The 15448-nt window shown below is 50.7% G+C and carries 11 protein-coding genes; 5 read left to right on the plus strand and 6 right to left on the minus strand.

What is annotated here, in order from left to right:
• Nucleotide 1: 1 nt before the first annotated feature.
• Complete coding sequence (locus ACKU40_RS13805; RefSeq protein WP_320173377.1) at nt 2-1555, plus strand: HAMP domain-containing sensor histidine kinase; 1554 nt, start codon at nt 2-4, stop codon at nt 1553-1555.
• Nucleotides 1552-2895, plus strand: a complete 1344-nt coding sequence (locus ACKU40_RS13810) for a sigma-54 dependent transcriptional regulator (RefSeq protein ID WP_320173378.1) — start codon at nt 1552-1554, stop codon at nt 2893-2895. The genes ACKU40_RS13805 and ACKU40_RS13810 overlap by 4 nt, the downstream gene beginning before the upstream one ends.
• On the opposite strand, the gene ACKU40_RS13815 is transcribed toward ACKU40_RS13810, so the two are convergent.
• Nucleotides 2892-4940, minus strand: coding sequence for a S16 family serine protease (locus ACKU40_RS13815; protein ID WP_320173379.1), 2049 nt, complete (start codon nt 4938-4940; stop codon nt 2892-2894). The two genes, ACKU40_RS13810 and ACKU40_RS13815, sit on opposite strands and share 4 nt — an antisense overlap.
• Before the next feature lie 501 nt (nt 4941-5441).
• Between ACKU40_RS13815 and ACKU40_RS13820 the strand changes: the two genes are divergently transcribed.
• From ACKU40_RS13820 to nhaB, 3 genes are all read left to right on the plus strand, one after another.
• Nucleotides 5442-6053, plus strand: a complete 612-nt coding sequence (locus ACKU40_RS13820) for a hypothetical protein (protein ID WP_320173380.1) — start codon at nt 5442-5444, stop codon at nt 6051-6053.
• Between the two features lie 41 nt (nt 6054-6094).
• Nucleotides 6095-7894, plus strand: a complete 1800-nt coding sequence (locus ACKU40_RS13825; protein WP_320173381.1) for an SLC13 family permease — start codon at nt 6095-6097, stop codon at nt 7892-7894.
• A gap of 208 nt (nt 7895-8102) precedes the next feature.
• On the plus strand, nt 8103-9725 hold the full coding sequence (nhaB, locus tag ACKU40_RS13830) for a sodium/proton antiporter NhaB (RefSeq protein WP_320173382.1): 1623 nt from the start codon (nt 8103-8105) through the stop codon (nt 9723-9725).
• A 155-nt stretch (nt 9726-9880) separates the two neighbouring features.
• On the opposite strand, the gene hydE is transcribed toward nhaB, so the two are convergent.
• Genes hydE through ACKU40_RS13855 form a run of 5 tightly spaced genes read right to left on the minus strand, consistent with a single transcriptional unit; the run spans nt 9881 to nt 15448 of the window.
• The gene (gene hydE, locus ACKU40_RS13835) at nt 9881-10897 is read right to left on the minus strand and encodes a [FeFe] hydrogenase H-cluster radical SAM maturase HydE (protein WP_320173383.1); all 1017 of its coding nucleotides are present in this window, start codon (nt 10895-10897) and stop codon (nt 9881-9883) included.
• 36 nt (nt 10898-10933) lie between these two features.
• Nucleotides 10934-12343 (minus strand): [FeFe] hydrogenase H-cluster radical SAM maturase HydG, encoded by a 1410-nt coding sequence (hydG, locus tag ACKU40_RS13840; RefSeq protein WP_320173384.1) that lies wholly within the window; start codon nt 12341-12343, stop codon nt 10934-10936.
• A gap of 35 nt (nt 12344-12378) precedes the next feature.
• The gene (locus tag ACKU40_RS13845) at nt 12379-13830 is read right to left on the minus strand and encodes a sigma-54 dependent transcriptional regulator (protein WP_320173385.1); all 1452 of its coding nucleotides are present in this window, start codon (nt 13828-13830) and stop codon (nt 12379-12381) included.
• A 5-nt stretch (nt 13831-13835) separates the two neighbouring features.
• Nucleotides 13836-14945, minus strand: a complete 1110-nt coding sequence (locus tag ACKU40_RS13850; RefSeq protein ID WP_320173386.1) for an ATP-binding protein — start codon at nt 14943-14945, stop codon at nt 13836-13838.
• Nucleotides 14942-15448 (minus strand): 4Fe-4S dicluster domain-containing protein, encoded by a 507-nt coding sequence (locus ACKU40_RS13855; protein ID WP_320173387.1) that lies wholly within the window; start codon nt 15446-15448, stop codon nt 14942-14944. Before ACKU40_RS13855 ends, ACKU40_RS13850 begins: the two co-directional genes overlap by 4 nt.

Here is a 15448-nt window from a genome sequence, read left to right on the forward strand (position 1 = left end):
GATGATTACATCACAGGAAACTATAGAAGCAAGAGAGTCTATGCTCTCCGTCCAGAATGAAACCACAACTCACAATTGCCATTTGAGTCCAGTAAACGTAGGTTTACAGCCTCTGCAGAATTTAACGAGAGGTATGACTGTGCTTAAATTGAATATTCGTCAGAAAATCATCATCGGAATCATCATTTTTTCTATCTGCTTCGGCTGTCTGGGTTTGCTGTCCTTCGTGAACACCCTGCAGCTAGAAGACGAAGTCCTGCTGATTGAACGCAGTGACGATTTGAGCAATCTTATTCTCGAAGTCCGCCGTATTGAAAAAAACTACCTGCTCTATCATGACCCGGCCTTGTTCACCCTTGGGCTGGATTACCTTAAACGTGCCGATACCCTGCTGCAGGAACTTGTAGATGAATTCAAAAAAAATGAAAAAAAACAAACCGGCAAAAAACTGGAGTCAAACCTGAACCGCTACCGGGAGTTGTTGCTGCAGCTTAAATCCGCCCCGAAAGAAACATCAACCGCAAACAAAGAACTGAACAATCATCTCCGTGAAACCGGGCAAGCCATGGTGGGACTCTCCAAAGCAATATCCAATTTCGAACGTAAATATATACTCAGCATCAATGGAGAACTGCGCTCCAATCTGGCCCTATCCATGATCGGCATCGCTGTGGTCATCATGGCCCTTGTTCTTTTTTTCAGCTTAAATATCCTCAAACCGCTCCGCGAAGTGCAGGAAGCAACCCGCCGAATCTCGGAAGGTAAATTTAAACCCCTGCCGATTAAAAACTCACATGATGAAATCCAGCAGGTATTTGCCGCCTTGAATTCCATGGTCGAACAGCTGGTCAAACGCCGCCGCCAGCTGGTGCAGGCCCAGAAACTGTCATCCATCGGCACGCTCTCTTCAGGAATTGCACACCAGCTGAACAATCCCCTGAACAACATTTCCACCTCCTGCCAGATTCTTGAGGAACGGCAAAAAGGTCAGGACGAGCTTTCTGACCGGATGATGCACAACATTATGCAGGAAACCCTGCGCTCACGGGATATTGTTAAAGGATTGCTTGAATTTTCCCGCGAGAGCGAATATTCACCGGGACCGATCGAACTAGGAAGAGTCATGAAATCCTCCATGGATCTCGTATCCAGTCAGGTGCCGTCAAACATCAGTCTTTCCATGGAAATTCCTAAGCATATCATTGTTCACGCTGACCGCCGCAAGCTGCAGGAAGCTTTCATCAACCTGCTCATAAACGCCGTGCAGGCCATCGAAGATAAACCCGGTTCAATAACGGTCACTGCTTTTCTGGATCAGGAAAACACAGTCATCAGGGTCAATGACACCGGACCAGGCATGTCCCCGGAAATTATGGAACGCATCTTTGATCCCTTCTTTTCCACCAAGGAAGTCGGACAAGGTACCGGACTGGGACTGTACATCGTCTACGGAATCATAGAAAAGCATCAGGGCAGCATCAGGACGGAAAGCAGTCCGGGAGAAGGCACCAGTTTTTACATCACCCTGCCGCTCGATAAGGAACACACAATATGATCAGCCACGCCAATATCCTCATTGTTGAAGACGAAGCCATTGCGCGAGACAACCTGACCCACGTCATGACTGAGGCAGGACATATGGTCGTTGCCGTAAGCTCAGGCACTGAAGCACTGCAAAAAATCGGTAAGCAGGAATTCGAACTGGTACTGACCGACCTGATGCTTCCGGGCATGAACGGCATCGAACTACTGGAACACATTAAGGAAATCCAGCCTTCCACTCAGGTAATTGTCATCACCGGACATGCCACAGTCGATACAGCTGTTATAGCCATGCAGAAAGGCGCGCATTCCTACATAGCCAAGCCTCTCAATCTGGATGAACTTCGCGCACAGGTCTTTAATGCCCTTGAACGGCAGGCCCTCTCAGTTGAAGTCCTGCGCTTGCGGCAAGTGCTGGAGGAAGGCAAGCAGGACTTTCCTTTAGTGGGACAAAGTGAAGAGATCATCAAGCTGAAAAAGACAATCGAACAATTAGCGCATATGGACTGCAACGTCCTTATCCAAGGTGAAACCGGAACAGGTAAGGAACTCATCGCCCGAGGTATTCATATGCTCAGTCCTCGTTCACAGGAACGGTTCATGGCTATCAACTGCGGAACATTCACAGCCGAGCTCATGGACAAGGAACTTTTCGGGCACGAGCGAGAAGCCTTCACCGGAGCACAGCGCGGACAAAAAGGGATCTTGGAAGTTGCCACCGGCGGCACTGTATTTTTCGATGAAATGAGCGAACTGCCCCTGAACATGCAGGTCAAGCTTCTGCGGGTGCTGCAGGAGCGAAATTTTCTGAGGGTCGGCGGAACTCAGGAAATTCCGGTGGATATCCGGGTCGTTTCCGCAACCAACTGCGACCTGAAAGAAGAAGTCGAAAAAGGTACCTTCAGGCAGGACCTTTTCTACCGTTTGAACGTGGTAACTCTCTCGGCACCGCCGCTTCGTGAACACCGCGAAGACATTCCGGTCCTGATCGGCCACTTTCTGGAAAAACACCGCACAGAAACCCAATCCATCGACACAATTTCACAGGAAACGCTGGACATCCTGATGAACTATTCCTTCCCCGGCAATGTCCGAGAACTTGAAAACATCTCCCAGCGGGCGCTGGCTCTAGCGCGGGGTACTGTTTTTTCCCCGGACCTTCTCCCCGAAGAGATACGCAATATTGACCGCAGTAAACCGCTGCGGACCTTAGAGGAAGTAGAACGCGACCACATTGGGAAAGTCATGCTGGCAACCAACGGGAATAAGACCCAAGCAGCCAAGATACTCGGCATTGACCGTGTTTCACTGTGGCGCAAGATGAAACGTCTCGGACTGGAAAAAGAGAATTAGTTTAACGCAACCTCCAGAGCATCCTCAAGCCGGGAAACCAACTTGATTTCCACTCCCTTCAGGACTTCATCTTCAAGCTGCCCAACTGCCTGCGCGCACATCTCAGGCAGAACAATGGTGCTGATTCCGGCCCTGACTGCGGCCATGACCTTTTCACGCACCCCGCCCACCGGGAGCACGTCGCCGTGCAATGTTATTTCACCGCTGAAGGCCATATCCTCGCGCACCTTTCTTCCGGTCAATTGCGAAAGCAGGGCCACCGTGATGGTAACTCCGGCAGAGGGGCCTTCCTTGGTCACTGCGCCGGCGGGTATATGGATATGAATATCCGAGGTCTCGAAGAAATCTTCTGAAAGACCGAACCTGCCGGCATTAGCCCGTAAAAAACTCAATGCAGTCTGGGCGGATTCCCTGAGCACCTCTCCAAGCGATCCGGTCAACAGAAGATTTTTATTTCCATGCATCCTGACCGCCTCGACAAAAATAATTTCGCCCCCGTTTTCCGACCAGACCAGCCCGGTGGCTACCCCTGTCTTTAAAGTTCCGGCTACTGTAGCACTGAAATGGGGTGGCGGCCCCATAATTCCGGAGATATCAGCCGCAACAAGCTTGATCGGATTAGCTTCTTCCTGCCCTGACAACCTACGCCGGGCCAGTTTCCGGCAAAGCGCGGCAATCTGCTTATCAAGACCGCGCAATCCGGCCTCACGGGTATAGTCTGCAATGATTGTATTCACTGCATCAGGATCAATGTCCAGTTCATTCACTGAAAACCCATGTTTCAGCAATTGATTAGGCAGCATGTAGTTCTGCGCAATCTTCAGCTTTTCTCCGGGCGTATAACTTGAAAATTCGATCATCTCCATGCGGTCCCGCAAGGGTTCCGGTATACGCTCCACAATATTGGCTGTAGCAATAAACAACGCCCCGGAAAGATCAAACGGCAACCCCAGATAATTATCCACAAAAGCTGAGTTCTGCTGCGGATCAAGGATTTCCAGAAGAACGGAAGCTGCGTCACCTTGAAAATTCTGAATAATCTTATCCATTTCATCCAGCATGATTACCGGATTACGCACTCCTGCTTTCTGAATATTCTGTAATATTCTTCCGGCCATAGCGCCCACATAAGTACGCCGATGGCCGCGCAACTCGGATTCATCCCGTAACCCTGCCAACGACATGCAAATAAACTCACGCCCTAATGATTCTGCAATGCCCCGGCCAATAGAGGTTTTCCCGGTCCCGGGAGGACCGCTGAAACACAGAACCGGTCCCTGCAATCCCTGAATACGCTGATTGCGGCCCAGCAAATCCTGAACATGCTCACGCAAACGAGTCAGGTTAACCGGCTTTCCGAGATATTGATCAGCCCCGTTTTTCATGGCTTCAACAGCGGTCTTAACCGTGGCGTAACCGGTAAGCATTATCACTCCGGTATCAGGCCAGCGGCTTCGAAGAACCTCCAGCAGCTCAAGACCGTCCATTCCATCCATCTTCAAATCGGTAATTACGATATCCGCAGGCTCTTCTTCCATAGCTGCAACAGCTTCCAATCCGTTGCCAACAGTCCGTACAACAAAGCCCTCGTGCTCGAATATTATGGATAAATTTTCCCGGGCAATAATCTCATCGTCTGCAATAATCAGGTTCGGCCTGATCCGGCTGCGCAAATTTTTAACCGCAAGGAACTCAAGGATACGTTCTTTAACGCTGTTCAAGCCGTAGTGACGGGCATCCAAAACGTCCTTGGCCCTTTGAATATCCAAGTCGTCCTTGGTGGTTTCATTCCACGGAAGTGAAAGGATAAATTCCAAATAACTATAACTAATAGCAAACTCCGGAGATGAATTATCCAGCTTGAGAAGACGTTCACATTCATCACGGACAGCATCAAGTATGTGGGCGGGAAGGTCAGCTTCCTCCACACGCCTGCAGATATCGTCAGCTACACTTTCAGTTACGTTCTTCAGCCCGGAATGGGTTTCAGCTTTATTCTCTTCAGAGCGCGTTTTCTCAGCACTCTTCCTGCCAAACCATTTCATAATATCCTCCGGATAATATTTGCCAATTTTATAAACCCGGACCTCCATACACAGGATATCCTTAAGTATTATCTACCCAATATCATTAATATATAACTCTGTTAATGTTGCATGTTGAAACAACACCCTGTGACTCTGTTCTTTTTTGCACAATCTTTATGCTTTTACATATAACATACTGTAATAATGAGTTAATAGTAATTTTATTTTCAAAAGCAAACTTAATAACGCACCTGAAAACAGACAAGTTTCCTACCGAAATAGAGGCTTTTAACGTTGCAGATAGCAACATGCCTTTTGGACACATTTCTGCCCGACCTTTAAATACCAACATCGATCCTCAGACCTATGTTGCATAAAGCAACGGAAGTAAAAGCACCCTCAAACCATCACAAGACTAACATATTGATTTTAAAGAATTTATGCTCAAAAAAAACCTTGGCATGGATATTGATCTATAGGGAGAAAGTTCAAGGAAGGAAACAACAATCAGGAGGCACCATGGCCACAGAACAAGGATTTTTCGGTCTTTTGGAACGCTATTATGCAGCAAAGGCAGCGAATCAAAGCAACACCTGTAATGTAGGAACGTGGGCCATCAACCGGGATCAGGCTTCGCCTGAACCTAAATCGCGGGAGGTTTTCTTGAAAACTTTATTAAACCGTTTCTTAACCAACAGTGGGAAACCCGAAGTTTCCCAAGAGGAAAACGAAGAACTGGTAAATAACCTTTCTGAATGCACCAATGAAGGTGGCAAAATTCTTGTGGTAAGCAAGGGAGCCGCTTTCTCAGGAAGAGTCGTGAACTATGCTGTTGAAATGGCAGCCAGAACTCAAAGCAGCCTTATCGCTTTGAATCTGGATGAAAGAGGTTCAAATTTCAGTGATTTCTGTTCCCAATCAGAACAGAACATCACACATTTCTCTGCAAAAGCAGAGGAAGCAGGTCTCCTTTTCGCCCATGTTGTAAAACAAGGCGCTGAAGATTCCGTTGTGGCCGAACTGCACCATCAGGACGAAAAACTTCGCTATGTAATGGAAGACAACGCTCGCAACAAATCAGCAAGCGCGGCTATTCCCGTATATACGCGAGCGACACTTAGAGTCGGGTAACCCCGGACTTTTTTGCTGTTTCAAAGAGAAAAGGGATACTTATGACTCCAGAAATTCTTCTAGTAATGGCAGTACTGGCCTTCGCGGTACTGCTTTTCATATTCGAATGGGTGAGGGTCGACGTAGTCGGCATCATCATGATGGTTTTACTGCCCCTGCTCGGGCTTGTTACACCTAAACAGGCTATCAGCGGCTTAAGCAGTAACGCCGTCGTCTCCATCATTGCGGTAATCATCATCGGAGCCGGACTGGACAAGACCGGCGTGATGAACTCCCTAGCCCGGGTTATCCTTAAATTTGCAGGAAAAAGCGAAACCCGGATCATGTCACTCATAGCCGGGACTGTAGCCTTGATTTCAGGCTTTATGCAGAATATCGGGGCCGCCGCCCTGTTCCTGCCTGCGGCCAAACGCATCGGCAACCAGACCGGAGTTCCTGTTGGCAGACTGCTCATGCCTATGGGATTCTGCGCCATCATCGGCGGCTGCCTGACCCTTGTTGGCTCCAGCCCCCTCATCCTGCTCAACGACCTCATGATTGTAGGCGGCAAGCATTACGAACCCTTCGGAATGTTCGGGGTAACCCCCATCGGCATATGTCTTCTTGTTGCCGCACTTATTTATTTCGTTATTCTGGGCCGTTTTATCCTGCCCAGCAAAAACGTAGATGAAGCCTCAGGTCCCATGTCGGAACTGCTCGCCAACACATACGGCGGCATCGGTTCCCTGTATGAGATGCATGTTCCTGAAACATGGACTTGCGACCACGATCTCATGAACCTTGAGCTGCGGCCCATATATTTTTCAACCATTGTCGCCATTGCACGCGAACGCGGCAAGAACCACAAGATCGCCCCGGATGCACATGAAGTAATCCTGCCCGGTGACCATCTTGCAGTGGTCGGCCCGATCGAATCTGTGCAGCGCATGGCTGCTGACTACGGCTGGTCTCTTAAGGATGATCTTGAAACCTTTGCCGAGGAACTTTCACCCAACAATGCCGGACTCATGGAAGGTATCATCACCCCCCGCTCCGAACTTGTAGGTGAAACCCTGCGCACACTGGGCATCCGGAACCGCTTTCAGGTTTCCCCGATAGCTATTTTCAGGGGTGAGAAGCTGTTCATCAGCGGGTTGACCGACCTGCGCCTTGAATCCGGTGACGCGTTGTTGCTTCATGGCCGCTGGGAAATGTTCCACATGCTCAAAGACCGTCCGGACTTTGTCTTCACCGAAGAGGTAAAAGGCGAAATCCTGCGCACAGAAAAGGCCAAACTGGCTCTCATGTGGCTGGCGGTATCGCTGTTCATGATCCTCGGCCTGCACATCCAGCTCTCAATCGCCCTGCTGACCGGTGCACTGGGAATGGTCCTGACCAAAGTCCTGAGCATTGATGAGGCTTACCAGTCTGTTGACTGGATGACCGTATTCCTGCTCGGCGGGCTTATTCCGCTGGGTATGGCTTTTGAAAACACCGGAGCTGCAAAATACATTGCCGACACCATCATGGCCGCACTGGGACAACCCTCGGCCCTGATCCTGCTGACTGTAATCGGAGCGCTGACCTCGTTCTTCACTCTGGTTGCATCAAACGTCGGCGCAACAGTCCTTCTGGTGCCCCTGTCCATGAACATGGCGCTGAACGCAGGAGTTGATCCGCGTATTGCAGCCCTGACCGTGGCCGTTGCAGCTTCGAACACCTTCGTTCTGCCCACCCATCAGGTCAACGCCCTGATCATGCGCCCCGGAGGATACAAAACAATCGACTACGTTCGTGCCGGGACCGGTATGACCATCCTGTATATGGCCGTCATGATCTCCGCTCTGATGTTACTTTATTAGCACTGAGCCAGTGCGGTTCATAAATATGAACCGTAGAGCAAACTATAGGACCTTACGCTAGCACTCCCCCGGAGGAAGATCCGTCCAGCAAATTTATGGATCTTCCTCCTCCTAACGGGAATCTACCCTTAACCTATACCGGAATTAAGCACGACAACCGGATATTGCCGCGCGATATCCGGCATGAATTTTTTAAAAGGAGATTCTGATGCAGCAGACATTCCTGCAATCACTCGGAACCAACTTCCTCGGCCATGCTCCAAAATGGTACAAGCAAGTTATTCTGGCCTTTCTGATCATCAATCCCATACTCATGTTCACAGCCGGACCACAGGTTGCAGGCTGGGCGCTGATTGCCGAATTCATTTTCACACTGGCAATGGCACTGAAATGCTACCCCCTGCCCGCCGGCGGACTGCTGGCAATTGAAGCTGTCGTCATGGGCCTGACTTCAACAGAGACCATCTACCACGAAGCACTGAACAACTTTGAAGTTATCCTGCTGCTTATCTTCATGGTTGCGGGTATCTATTTCATGAAGGAATTCCTACAATTCACCTTTACCCGCATTCTGGTCCGGGTTCACTCCAAAATTGCTATCTCGCTGATGTTCTGCTTTGCCGGAGCATTCCTCTCTGCATTTCTGGACGCCCTCACAGTTACTGCGGTCATCATTGCCGTAGCCTACAGTTTCTACAATATCTACCACAGGTTTGCCTCCGGCAAGACCCTGCATTGCGAGCACGACCTCTGCAGCGATCAGGCGGTAATTGAAAAGAACCGCTCAGACCTGAAAGAGTTCCGGGCCTTCCTGCGCAACCTGATGATGCACGGAGCAGTAGGAACCGCATTAGGCGGAGTATGTACGCTGGTTGGTGAACCCCAGAACCTGCTTATCGGCGGTGAGATGGGCTGGCATTTTGTGGAATTCTTTCTGGAAGTCATGCCCGTATCAATGCCTGTACTGGCAGTAGGGCTGCTGACCTGTATGACCGTGGAAAAATTTCATCTTTTCGGCTATGGCGCAAAGCTGCCCGGAAACATCCGTTCACACCTGCTTGAAACAGCGGTAAAAATGGAAGAAAAACAGGGACAGGCGGGTAAAACCAGACTGATCATCCAATCCCTGACCGGTGTCTGGCTGGTTGTGGCTCTTGCTTTCCACCTTGCAGCAGTAGGTATCATCGGACTTTCCGTCATCATCTTCCTTACTTCCATGAACGGTTACATCGAAGAACACCAGCTTGGTAAGGCTTTTGAAGAAGCACTTCCTTTTACTGCCCTGCTGGTCGTATTCTTCTCCATTGTAGCTGTCATTCATGATCAGGAAATATTCCACCCGATCATTGAATTCGTTCTCAGCATGCAAGGACATACACAGCTTGCAGCATACTACATTGCCAACGGATTGCTCTCCGCAATCTCAGACAACGTATTTGTTGCTACTGTCTATATATCGGAAACAAAACTTCACTTTATCAAACTGCTGGGGACTCTCCCTGACATCGGTATGAGCGCTCAGGCTCTGATGGAAAAGCTTACCGATCCTCATCTGGCGAGGATCGATGTTGTCGCAGGCATGCCTCAGGCTACCGCTACGAAAGTACTTGAAACCATGCATCACTTCGACAAGCTGGCCGTTGCCATTAACACTGGAACCAACATCCCCAGTGTGGCGACCCCTAACGGTCAGGCAGCCTTCCTCTTTCTCCTGACATCCGCTCTTGCTCCGGTTATACGCCTCTCATATGGCCGGATGGTAATGCTGGCATTACCATACACCATCACAATGTCCCTGACCGGCCTCGCGGCAGTTAATTACTTCTTGTAAACTGCCGCGCCGCACTTAAGCGGCACCCCTTTTTCTCCGGCAGACTCTCCACTGCCGGGGAAAGAAGGGGGAAGAACTCTTCCATATCTCAAAACGTTCCGACATTAAGCCTGCCACACAGGTTGATCCCCAGACACAACTCTGCGGGCGCTTTGTCACGCATGAAGACATTCCTTGTCCTTAATTGTCCGCAGCGGAGACTGACCGCAGGTGGAGGAGGGACGGAAACCCGCTATTTTCAATCTCCGCTGCATCCGGACAACATTTTTCAAAACAGAATCCGCTGATAAGTTCTTTCCGGGATAAATACTGTATTCCGAACGGACGGACTCCGGGGTAACAGAAGGCATAACCACGTTGGCTCCGGCCTCAAGCCCCTGCTCCCGTCCATTTGCAACCAGAGCATCCAAGGCGCTGGTTGCCGGGATATTAACCTTCGGATTCATGATCCGCACCAGCGCCGTTGCCCGCAAAGCTTCATCGAGACTTCCAGCCCAAAAACGGCCTAGAGGTGTATCCGGATGCGGAATAAACGGACCCACCGCTATCATATCCAGCGGCAATAAACTCAGTCGCCACAAATCCTCAGCCAGAATTTCCGGAGTCATGCCGGGTAAGCCTGTAATCAGACCGGAACCAGCTTCATAACCAAGGCTGCATAATGTTTCCAAACGTGCAAGACGTTCGGAGACACTCTGTCCGGGCCGGAGTCGGGCGTGCAGTTCACTGTTGAAGGTCTCCATTTTCAAGAGATAACGGTCTGCTCCGCAATCCCGCCAGTATTTATATGTATCGCGGTCATGATCGCCAAGGCACAGGGTTACCGATACATCGGCATAAGCCTTGATGGATTGAACGATCTCTCCGATGAAACGCGGATCCATATTTTTATCATCGCCTGACTGCAGGACCACAGTTCCCAGCCCCGCATCAATGGCGCAGCGGGCAGCTGAGAGAATTGAGTCCGCATCAAGGGAATAACGCTCCACTTGTCCGTTGCAGCAGCGAAGTCCGCAATAATGGCAGTTCTTGCGGCACTTGTTGGAGAATTCAACAACTCCGCGCTGAAAAACATCATCACCGAACACGGAATTACGGATTCCACGGGCTTGGGCAAATAACGCTTCAGGATTATCCGCCTTAAGGGCGTGCAATATTTCTTTTACGGTCATAAATGATATCGTCGAGCTAATCGGCCTGCGAATGAATCAAAGATACAAATCCCGCTCACCGTTTTCGATACGGTTAAGCCTATCTGCAACAGCAGCCCTGCGTTTTTCGGCAAGTCTTTCCAGCTCATGGCTGATCAGCGAAATGCCCAGCTCCTGCGTTTCCGCCTGGGCGTAATCCAGCAGGTATTCCTTGAAAGTCAGCAGAGCATTGGGATGGCAGAATTCCTGAATGAACCCTTTCTTTGCCAGCTCCATGAAGTGTTCTCCGGTCCTGCCAGCACGATAGCAGGCAGTGCACCATGAAGGTACATAGCCATGCTCAACAATCTCTCCGATAACCTCTTCAAGACTGCGGTTATCTCCGATGCAGAATTGCTGCACATCCGGGCGGTCATAGTCTTGATCGCTGTACGCACCGGGATAAGTTCGAGATCCGGCACTGAGCTGCGAGATTCCGAGGTCGAGCAGTTCACGGCGCATTTCCCGGTTCTCGCGGGTACTGAGAATCAGCCCGGTATAAGGAACTGCAAGACGCAGCACAGCAACCAGCCGTTTGAACTGCTCATCAGAAATCTGGTAAGGCGGATTAAAGGCTATCTCGGCATTAAGGGCCGGTTCCAGCCGGGGAAAAGAGAGGGTATGCGGACCCACTCCGAACCTTGATTCCAGTTCTGCGGCATGGGCAAGTAAGGCAATGGTATCAAAACGGTAGTCATAAAGCCCAAGCAGCGTACCCATACCGACATCATCGATGCCCGCTTCCATGGCCCGATGCATGGCATGCAAACGCCAGAGGTAATCTTTCTTGTATCCGGTAGGATGAAGTTCGGCATAAGTTTCACGGTGATAGGTTTCCTGAAAGCACTGATAGGTACCGATACCCACCTCGTGCAGTTTACGGAATCCTTCAACATCCAGAGGGGCGCAGTTGATGTTCACCCGCCTGATTTCGCCGCTCTTTTCCGAAACAGTGTCATATACATTGCGGACGGTTTCAGCTATCCACTCAGCGCCGAATTTGGGATGCTCACCGTAAACCAGAAGCAGCCGTTTATGACCCTGATTTTCCAGCACGGTAACTTCCTGCCGGATTTCATCAGCACTCAGGGTCCGGCGAAGCAACTCCTTATTCGTGTCTTTGAATCCGCAATAGGCACAACGGTTACCGCACTCGTTGGTCACATAGAGCGGAGCAAACAGCACCAGACGATTGCCGTAAATGCCCTGTTTTACTTTGCGGGCGGTCTCAAAAATGGATTCGTTCAGCTCCGGGTCTTCGACCTGCAAAAGTCTTGCGGTCTCCTCAAGGGACAGCCCCTTTGCCTGAACAGCTTTATCCAAAATATCCTGAACTTGAGCGGCATCGGTCCGGGGAGTGGAATTCACTGTCTCCCAGATTTTTTCACCGTCAATAAAATCCATTAGTCCTGTACTATCCGGCTTCATAGAATCTCCGTTATCTGATCTGTAGCGAAAGCTTTTTACCTTTCGTTTTGTTCAATGGCTGCAAGCCGGTAATAAAGCATGCGAATGGAAATCCCCAATCGCGCGGCGGCCTTGGTTTTGTTACCGCCAGTTGCAGCAAGAGCAGCATCTATATCCTGTTCAGTAGGTCTTACTTTTTTAGATTGATCTGACTTCCGGGCTGCGAAAGTTCTTTCATTTACGGGAGAACTCTTTTGCATCCCCCCGAAAAATCCGGACAAATGCTCGGACTGCAGCACTCGTGCATCATGCATGACCGAAACCCATTCCATGGCATTCTTGAGTTCCCGCACATTGCCCGACCACGGCTGATCCAACAGGACTGCGGCCGCCTCAGGGCTGATCTCCGTAAATGCCTTGCCTCTTTTTGCGGCAAAAGCTCTCAAGAACGAGAGCGCCAAGGGGACAATATCATCAGGACGTTCACGAAGCGGAGGAACGACGATATTGCCGACCCGTAGACGATAATAAAGATCACTGCGGAAAAGCCCTTTTTTAATTCGTTCAGTCAGGTCGAGGTTCGTAGCGGCAATGATGCGTATGTCGGTCTCGACTTTAGTAAGCCCGCCGACACGGTAAAAACTTTTATTCTCAATGACCCGCAGAAGCTTAGCCTGCAACTCAACCGGGATTTCACCAATCTCGTCCAGAAAAAGAGTCCCGCCCTTAGCAAGGTCAATCTTGCCCCGTGCACCACGGGTGGCACTTCCGGTAAAAGCCCCGGCCTCGTAACCGAACAATTCACTTTCAAAAAGATTGGCCGGAAGGGCGGCACAGTTGATGTCCACAAACGGTCGCGGCGAACGGGAACTGTCCTCGCCGTAGTGGATCAGCTTGGCTACGATATCCTTGCCGACTCCGGTCTCTCCCTGAATTAGCACGGGCAGATCACGATCGTCATGATATAAGCGGGCCTGACTGACAACCTCCCACATGGCTTCGGAAAAGAAACCGATATTATCCAGTCCGGCCTGTTGGGCGAACTGCTGGCGCAATTGCGATAATTCGGCTCGCATATCACTGGTAGCCTCGGCGACAACCTCTTCAAAATGATCTGTCAGCTTTTCATTTTCCCGCAGAAGCGACTGATGCTCGGCCACTCGATCCAGCACCGCGGCGATCTCTCCCAGATTAATGGGCTTGGTTAGGTAGTCGTAGGCTCCGGCCCGCAAAGCTCCGATGGCAAGTTCAAGATCAGCGTGCCCGGTGTAAAGAACCACGTCCGGCGCAGTGCTAAATGAAAGCCCTTTGATATCACGCACCAGCTCGATTCCGGTTCTGCCCGGCATCTGGATATCTGAAAGGACCATTTCAAAATCATGGTTGCGGCAAATATTAAGGGCGGAAACAGCCTCTGCACACGGAGTGACAGCATGTCCCAGCAAAGCCAGATATTCGGCTAGAGAATCACGGGTCGGGGCATCATCGTCCACGAGTAAAATACGCATCGCCTTTAGACTCCCCCGGATTCAGCGGGCAGTATGACCCGCAGCAATGCCCCGCCTTCGGGACGGTTCTCCGCAACGACGGATCCGCCTGCGGATTGCACGATTGTGCGTACTATAGACAGCCCGAGTCCCATGGAAGAGCCCGGTGACTTAGTTGAAAAAAACGGTTCAAAGAGCTCCTCCGCCAATTTCGGATCAAATCCCGGACCGTTATCTGCCACACTGAGCTCCACGGAATCGGCGCCTTGAGGTACAACCCGGATGGAAATGGTTTTCTGGCAGGTGTCGCAGGTTTCAAGAGCCTGCATGGCATTGGCAACAAGATTCATGACCAGCTCTTCAAATCTGATACAGGTTCCGACCACAAGCTTTATCTCAGGGTCTACGGTAAGTTCCAAACCTATGCCTCTGGCAACCATCTGGGCCCTCATCAGGGACAGCGCAGACTGCACGGCTTTTCCAAGGTTGCAGAGTTCACCTGTCACGGTCTGGTTATTTCGCAGGTGCTCGCGCAGATGATTGACGATGGAATCAATACGATCCACCTGTCCGGCAATATTCTGCAGAATACGGACGATTTTTTTATCAGGATTCTCGGAGCGGTCCTTGAGCAGCAAAGCAGATGCGGCAAGCAGACGTATTGCATTCAGCGGCTGATTGATTTCATGGGCTATGCCTCCGCCCACAACGGCAAAAGTCGTCACCCTGCTGGCCCGTTCCATGGCGGAGCGTGCTTCTTCCAGAGTCGCCTCTGCCTGCCGCTGGGCCGTAACATCACGGCCTACCGACTGATATTCAACAACATTCCCATCATCATCAAAAATTGCGCGGGTCACATACTGGACATGATGGACCTCTCCGGCAGCATCAGTAAAACTTGGTTCAGTGACGATTTCCGGATTCTCTGGTGTCAGTGAATAGAGCATACGGACAATTCTCTCGCGCTCATCAGGATGCAAAAGTTCCTGAAAATGAGACGTAAGTAACTCGTCTGCACTCATGCCGTAGAAACGGCAAAAAGCACTGTTAACGAAGGTCAGCTTCCCGTCGGGACGGAAACGCCGGATAAGCTCCGTCTGGTCCTCGACCACGCTTCGATATATGGAATCTGTCATAATGATGTGCTCCGCGCACTTACCCGCCGCTTATCAGCTGAGAGTTTTTTCAAAGACTCGCTGGAAAAAAGACTCAACGCCCCGGCCGGACACACGGAAACACAAGCCGGTTTATCGCGATGCCCTTCGCAGAGATCACACTTATGCGCTACCGGAGCTTCACATTCAGCATTGATTATGCCGACCTGCATGGCTCCGAAAGGACACGCCGCCAGACAAGCCTTGCAGCCGAAACAACGTTCGGCATCAATGACCACAGCCTTTCCGCTGTAACCGATCGCTCCCACCGGACAGGCAGCGGCACAAGGTGCGTCCTCGCACTGACGGCACTGAATCGGTGCGGTAACACCGGATTCGCGCACAACAGAAATACGGGGCCTAAATGGAAGGCCGTTTTCCATGGCCTGTCCCATGTCAGCTCCCATATGAGCGTCAACACAGGCGATCTCGCAAGCACGGCAACCTATGCAACGGGAAGGCACAGCCAGCACAAAAGCATTCAT

Origin of the sequence: Maridesulfovibrio sp. (assembly GCF_963666665.1) — a bacterium.
In the GTDB taxonomy this organism is placed as follows: Bacteria; Desulfobacterota; Desulfovibrionia; order Desulfovibrionales; family Desulfovibrionaceae; genus Maridesulfovibrio.

Excerpts from the sequence above, each read along its gene's own strand:
- ACKU40_RS13805 (WP_320173377.1), top strand. The coding sequence starts at position 2 with ATGATTACATCACAGGAAACTATAGAAGCAAGAGAGTCTATGCTCTCC.
- ACKU40_RS13810 (WP_320173378.1), top strand. The coding sequence starts at position 1,552 with ATGATCAGCCACGCCAATATCCTCATTGTTGAAGACGAAGCCATTGCG.
- ACKU40_RS13815 (WP_320173379.1), bottom strand. The coding sequence starts at position 4,940 with ATGAAATGGTTTGGCAGGAAGAGTGCTGAGAAAACGCGCTCTGAAGAG.
- ACKU40_RS13820 (WP_320173380.1), top strand. The coding sequence starts at position 5,442 with ATGGCCACAGAACAAGGATTTTTCGGTCTTTTGGAACGCTATTATGCA.
- ACKU40_RS13825 (WP_320173381.1), top strand. The coding sequence starts at position 6,095 with ATGACTCCAGAAATTCTTCTAGTAATGGCAGTACTGGCCTTCGCGGTA.
- nhaB (WP_320173382.1), top strand. The coding sequence starts at position 8,103 with ATGCAGCAGACATTCCTGCAATCACTCGGAACCAACTTCCTCGGCCAT.
- hydE (WP_320173383.1), bottom strand. The coding sequence starts at position 10,897 with ATGACCGTAAAAGAAATATTGCACGCCCTTAAGGCGGATAATCCTGAA.
- hydG (WP_320173384.1), bottom strand. The coding sequence starts at position 12,343 with ATGAAGCCGGATAGTACAGGACTAATGGATTTTATTGACGGTGAAAAA.
- ACKU40_RS13845 (WP_320173385.1), bottom strand. The coding sequence starts at position 13,830 with ATGCGTATTTTACTCGTGGACGATGATGCCCCGACCCGTGATTCTCTA.
- ACKU40_RS13850 (WP_320173386.1), bottom strand. The coding sequence starts at position 14,945 with ATGACAGATTCCATATATCGAAGCGTGGTCGAGGACCAGACGGAGCTT.
- ACKU40_RS13855 (WP_320173387.1), bottom strand. The coding sequence starts at position 15,448 with ATGAATGCTTTTGTGCTGGCTGTGCCTTCCCGTTGCATAGGTTGCCGT.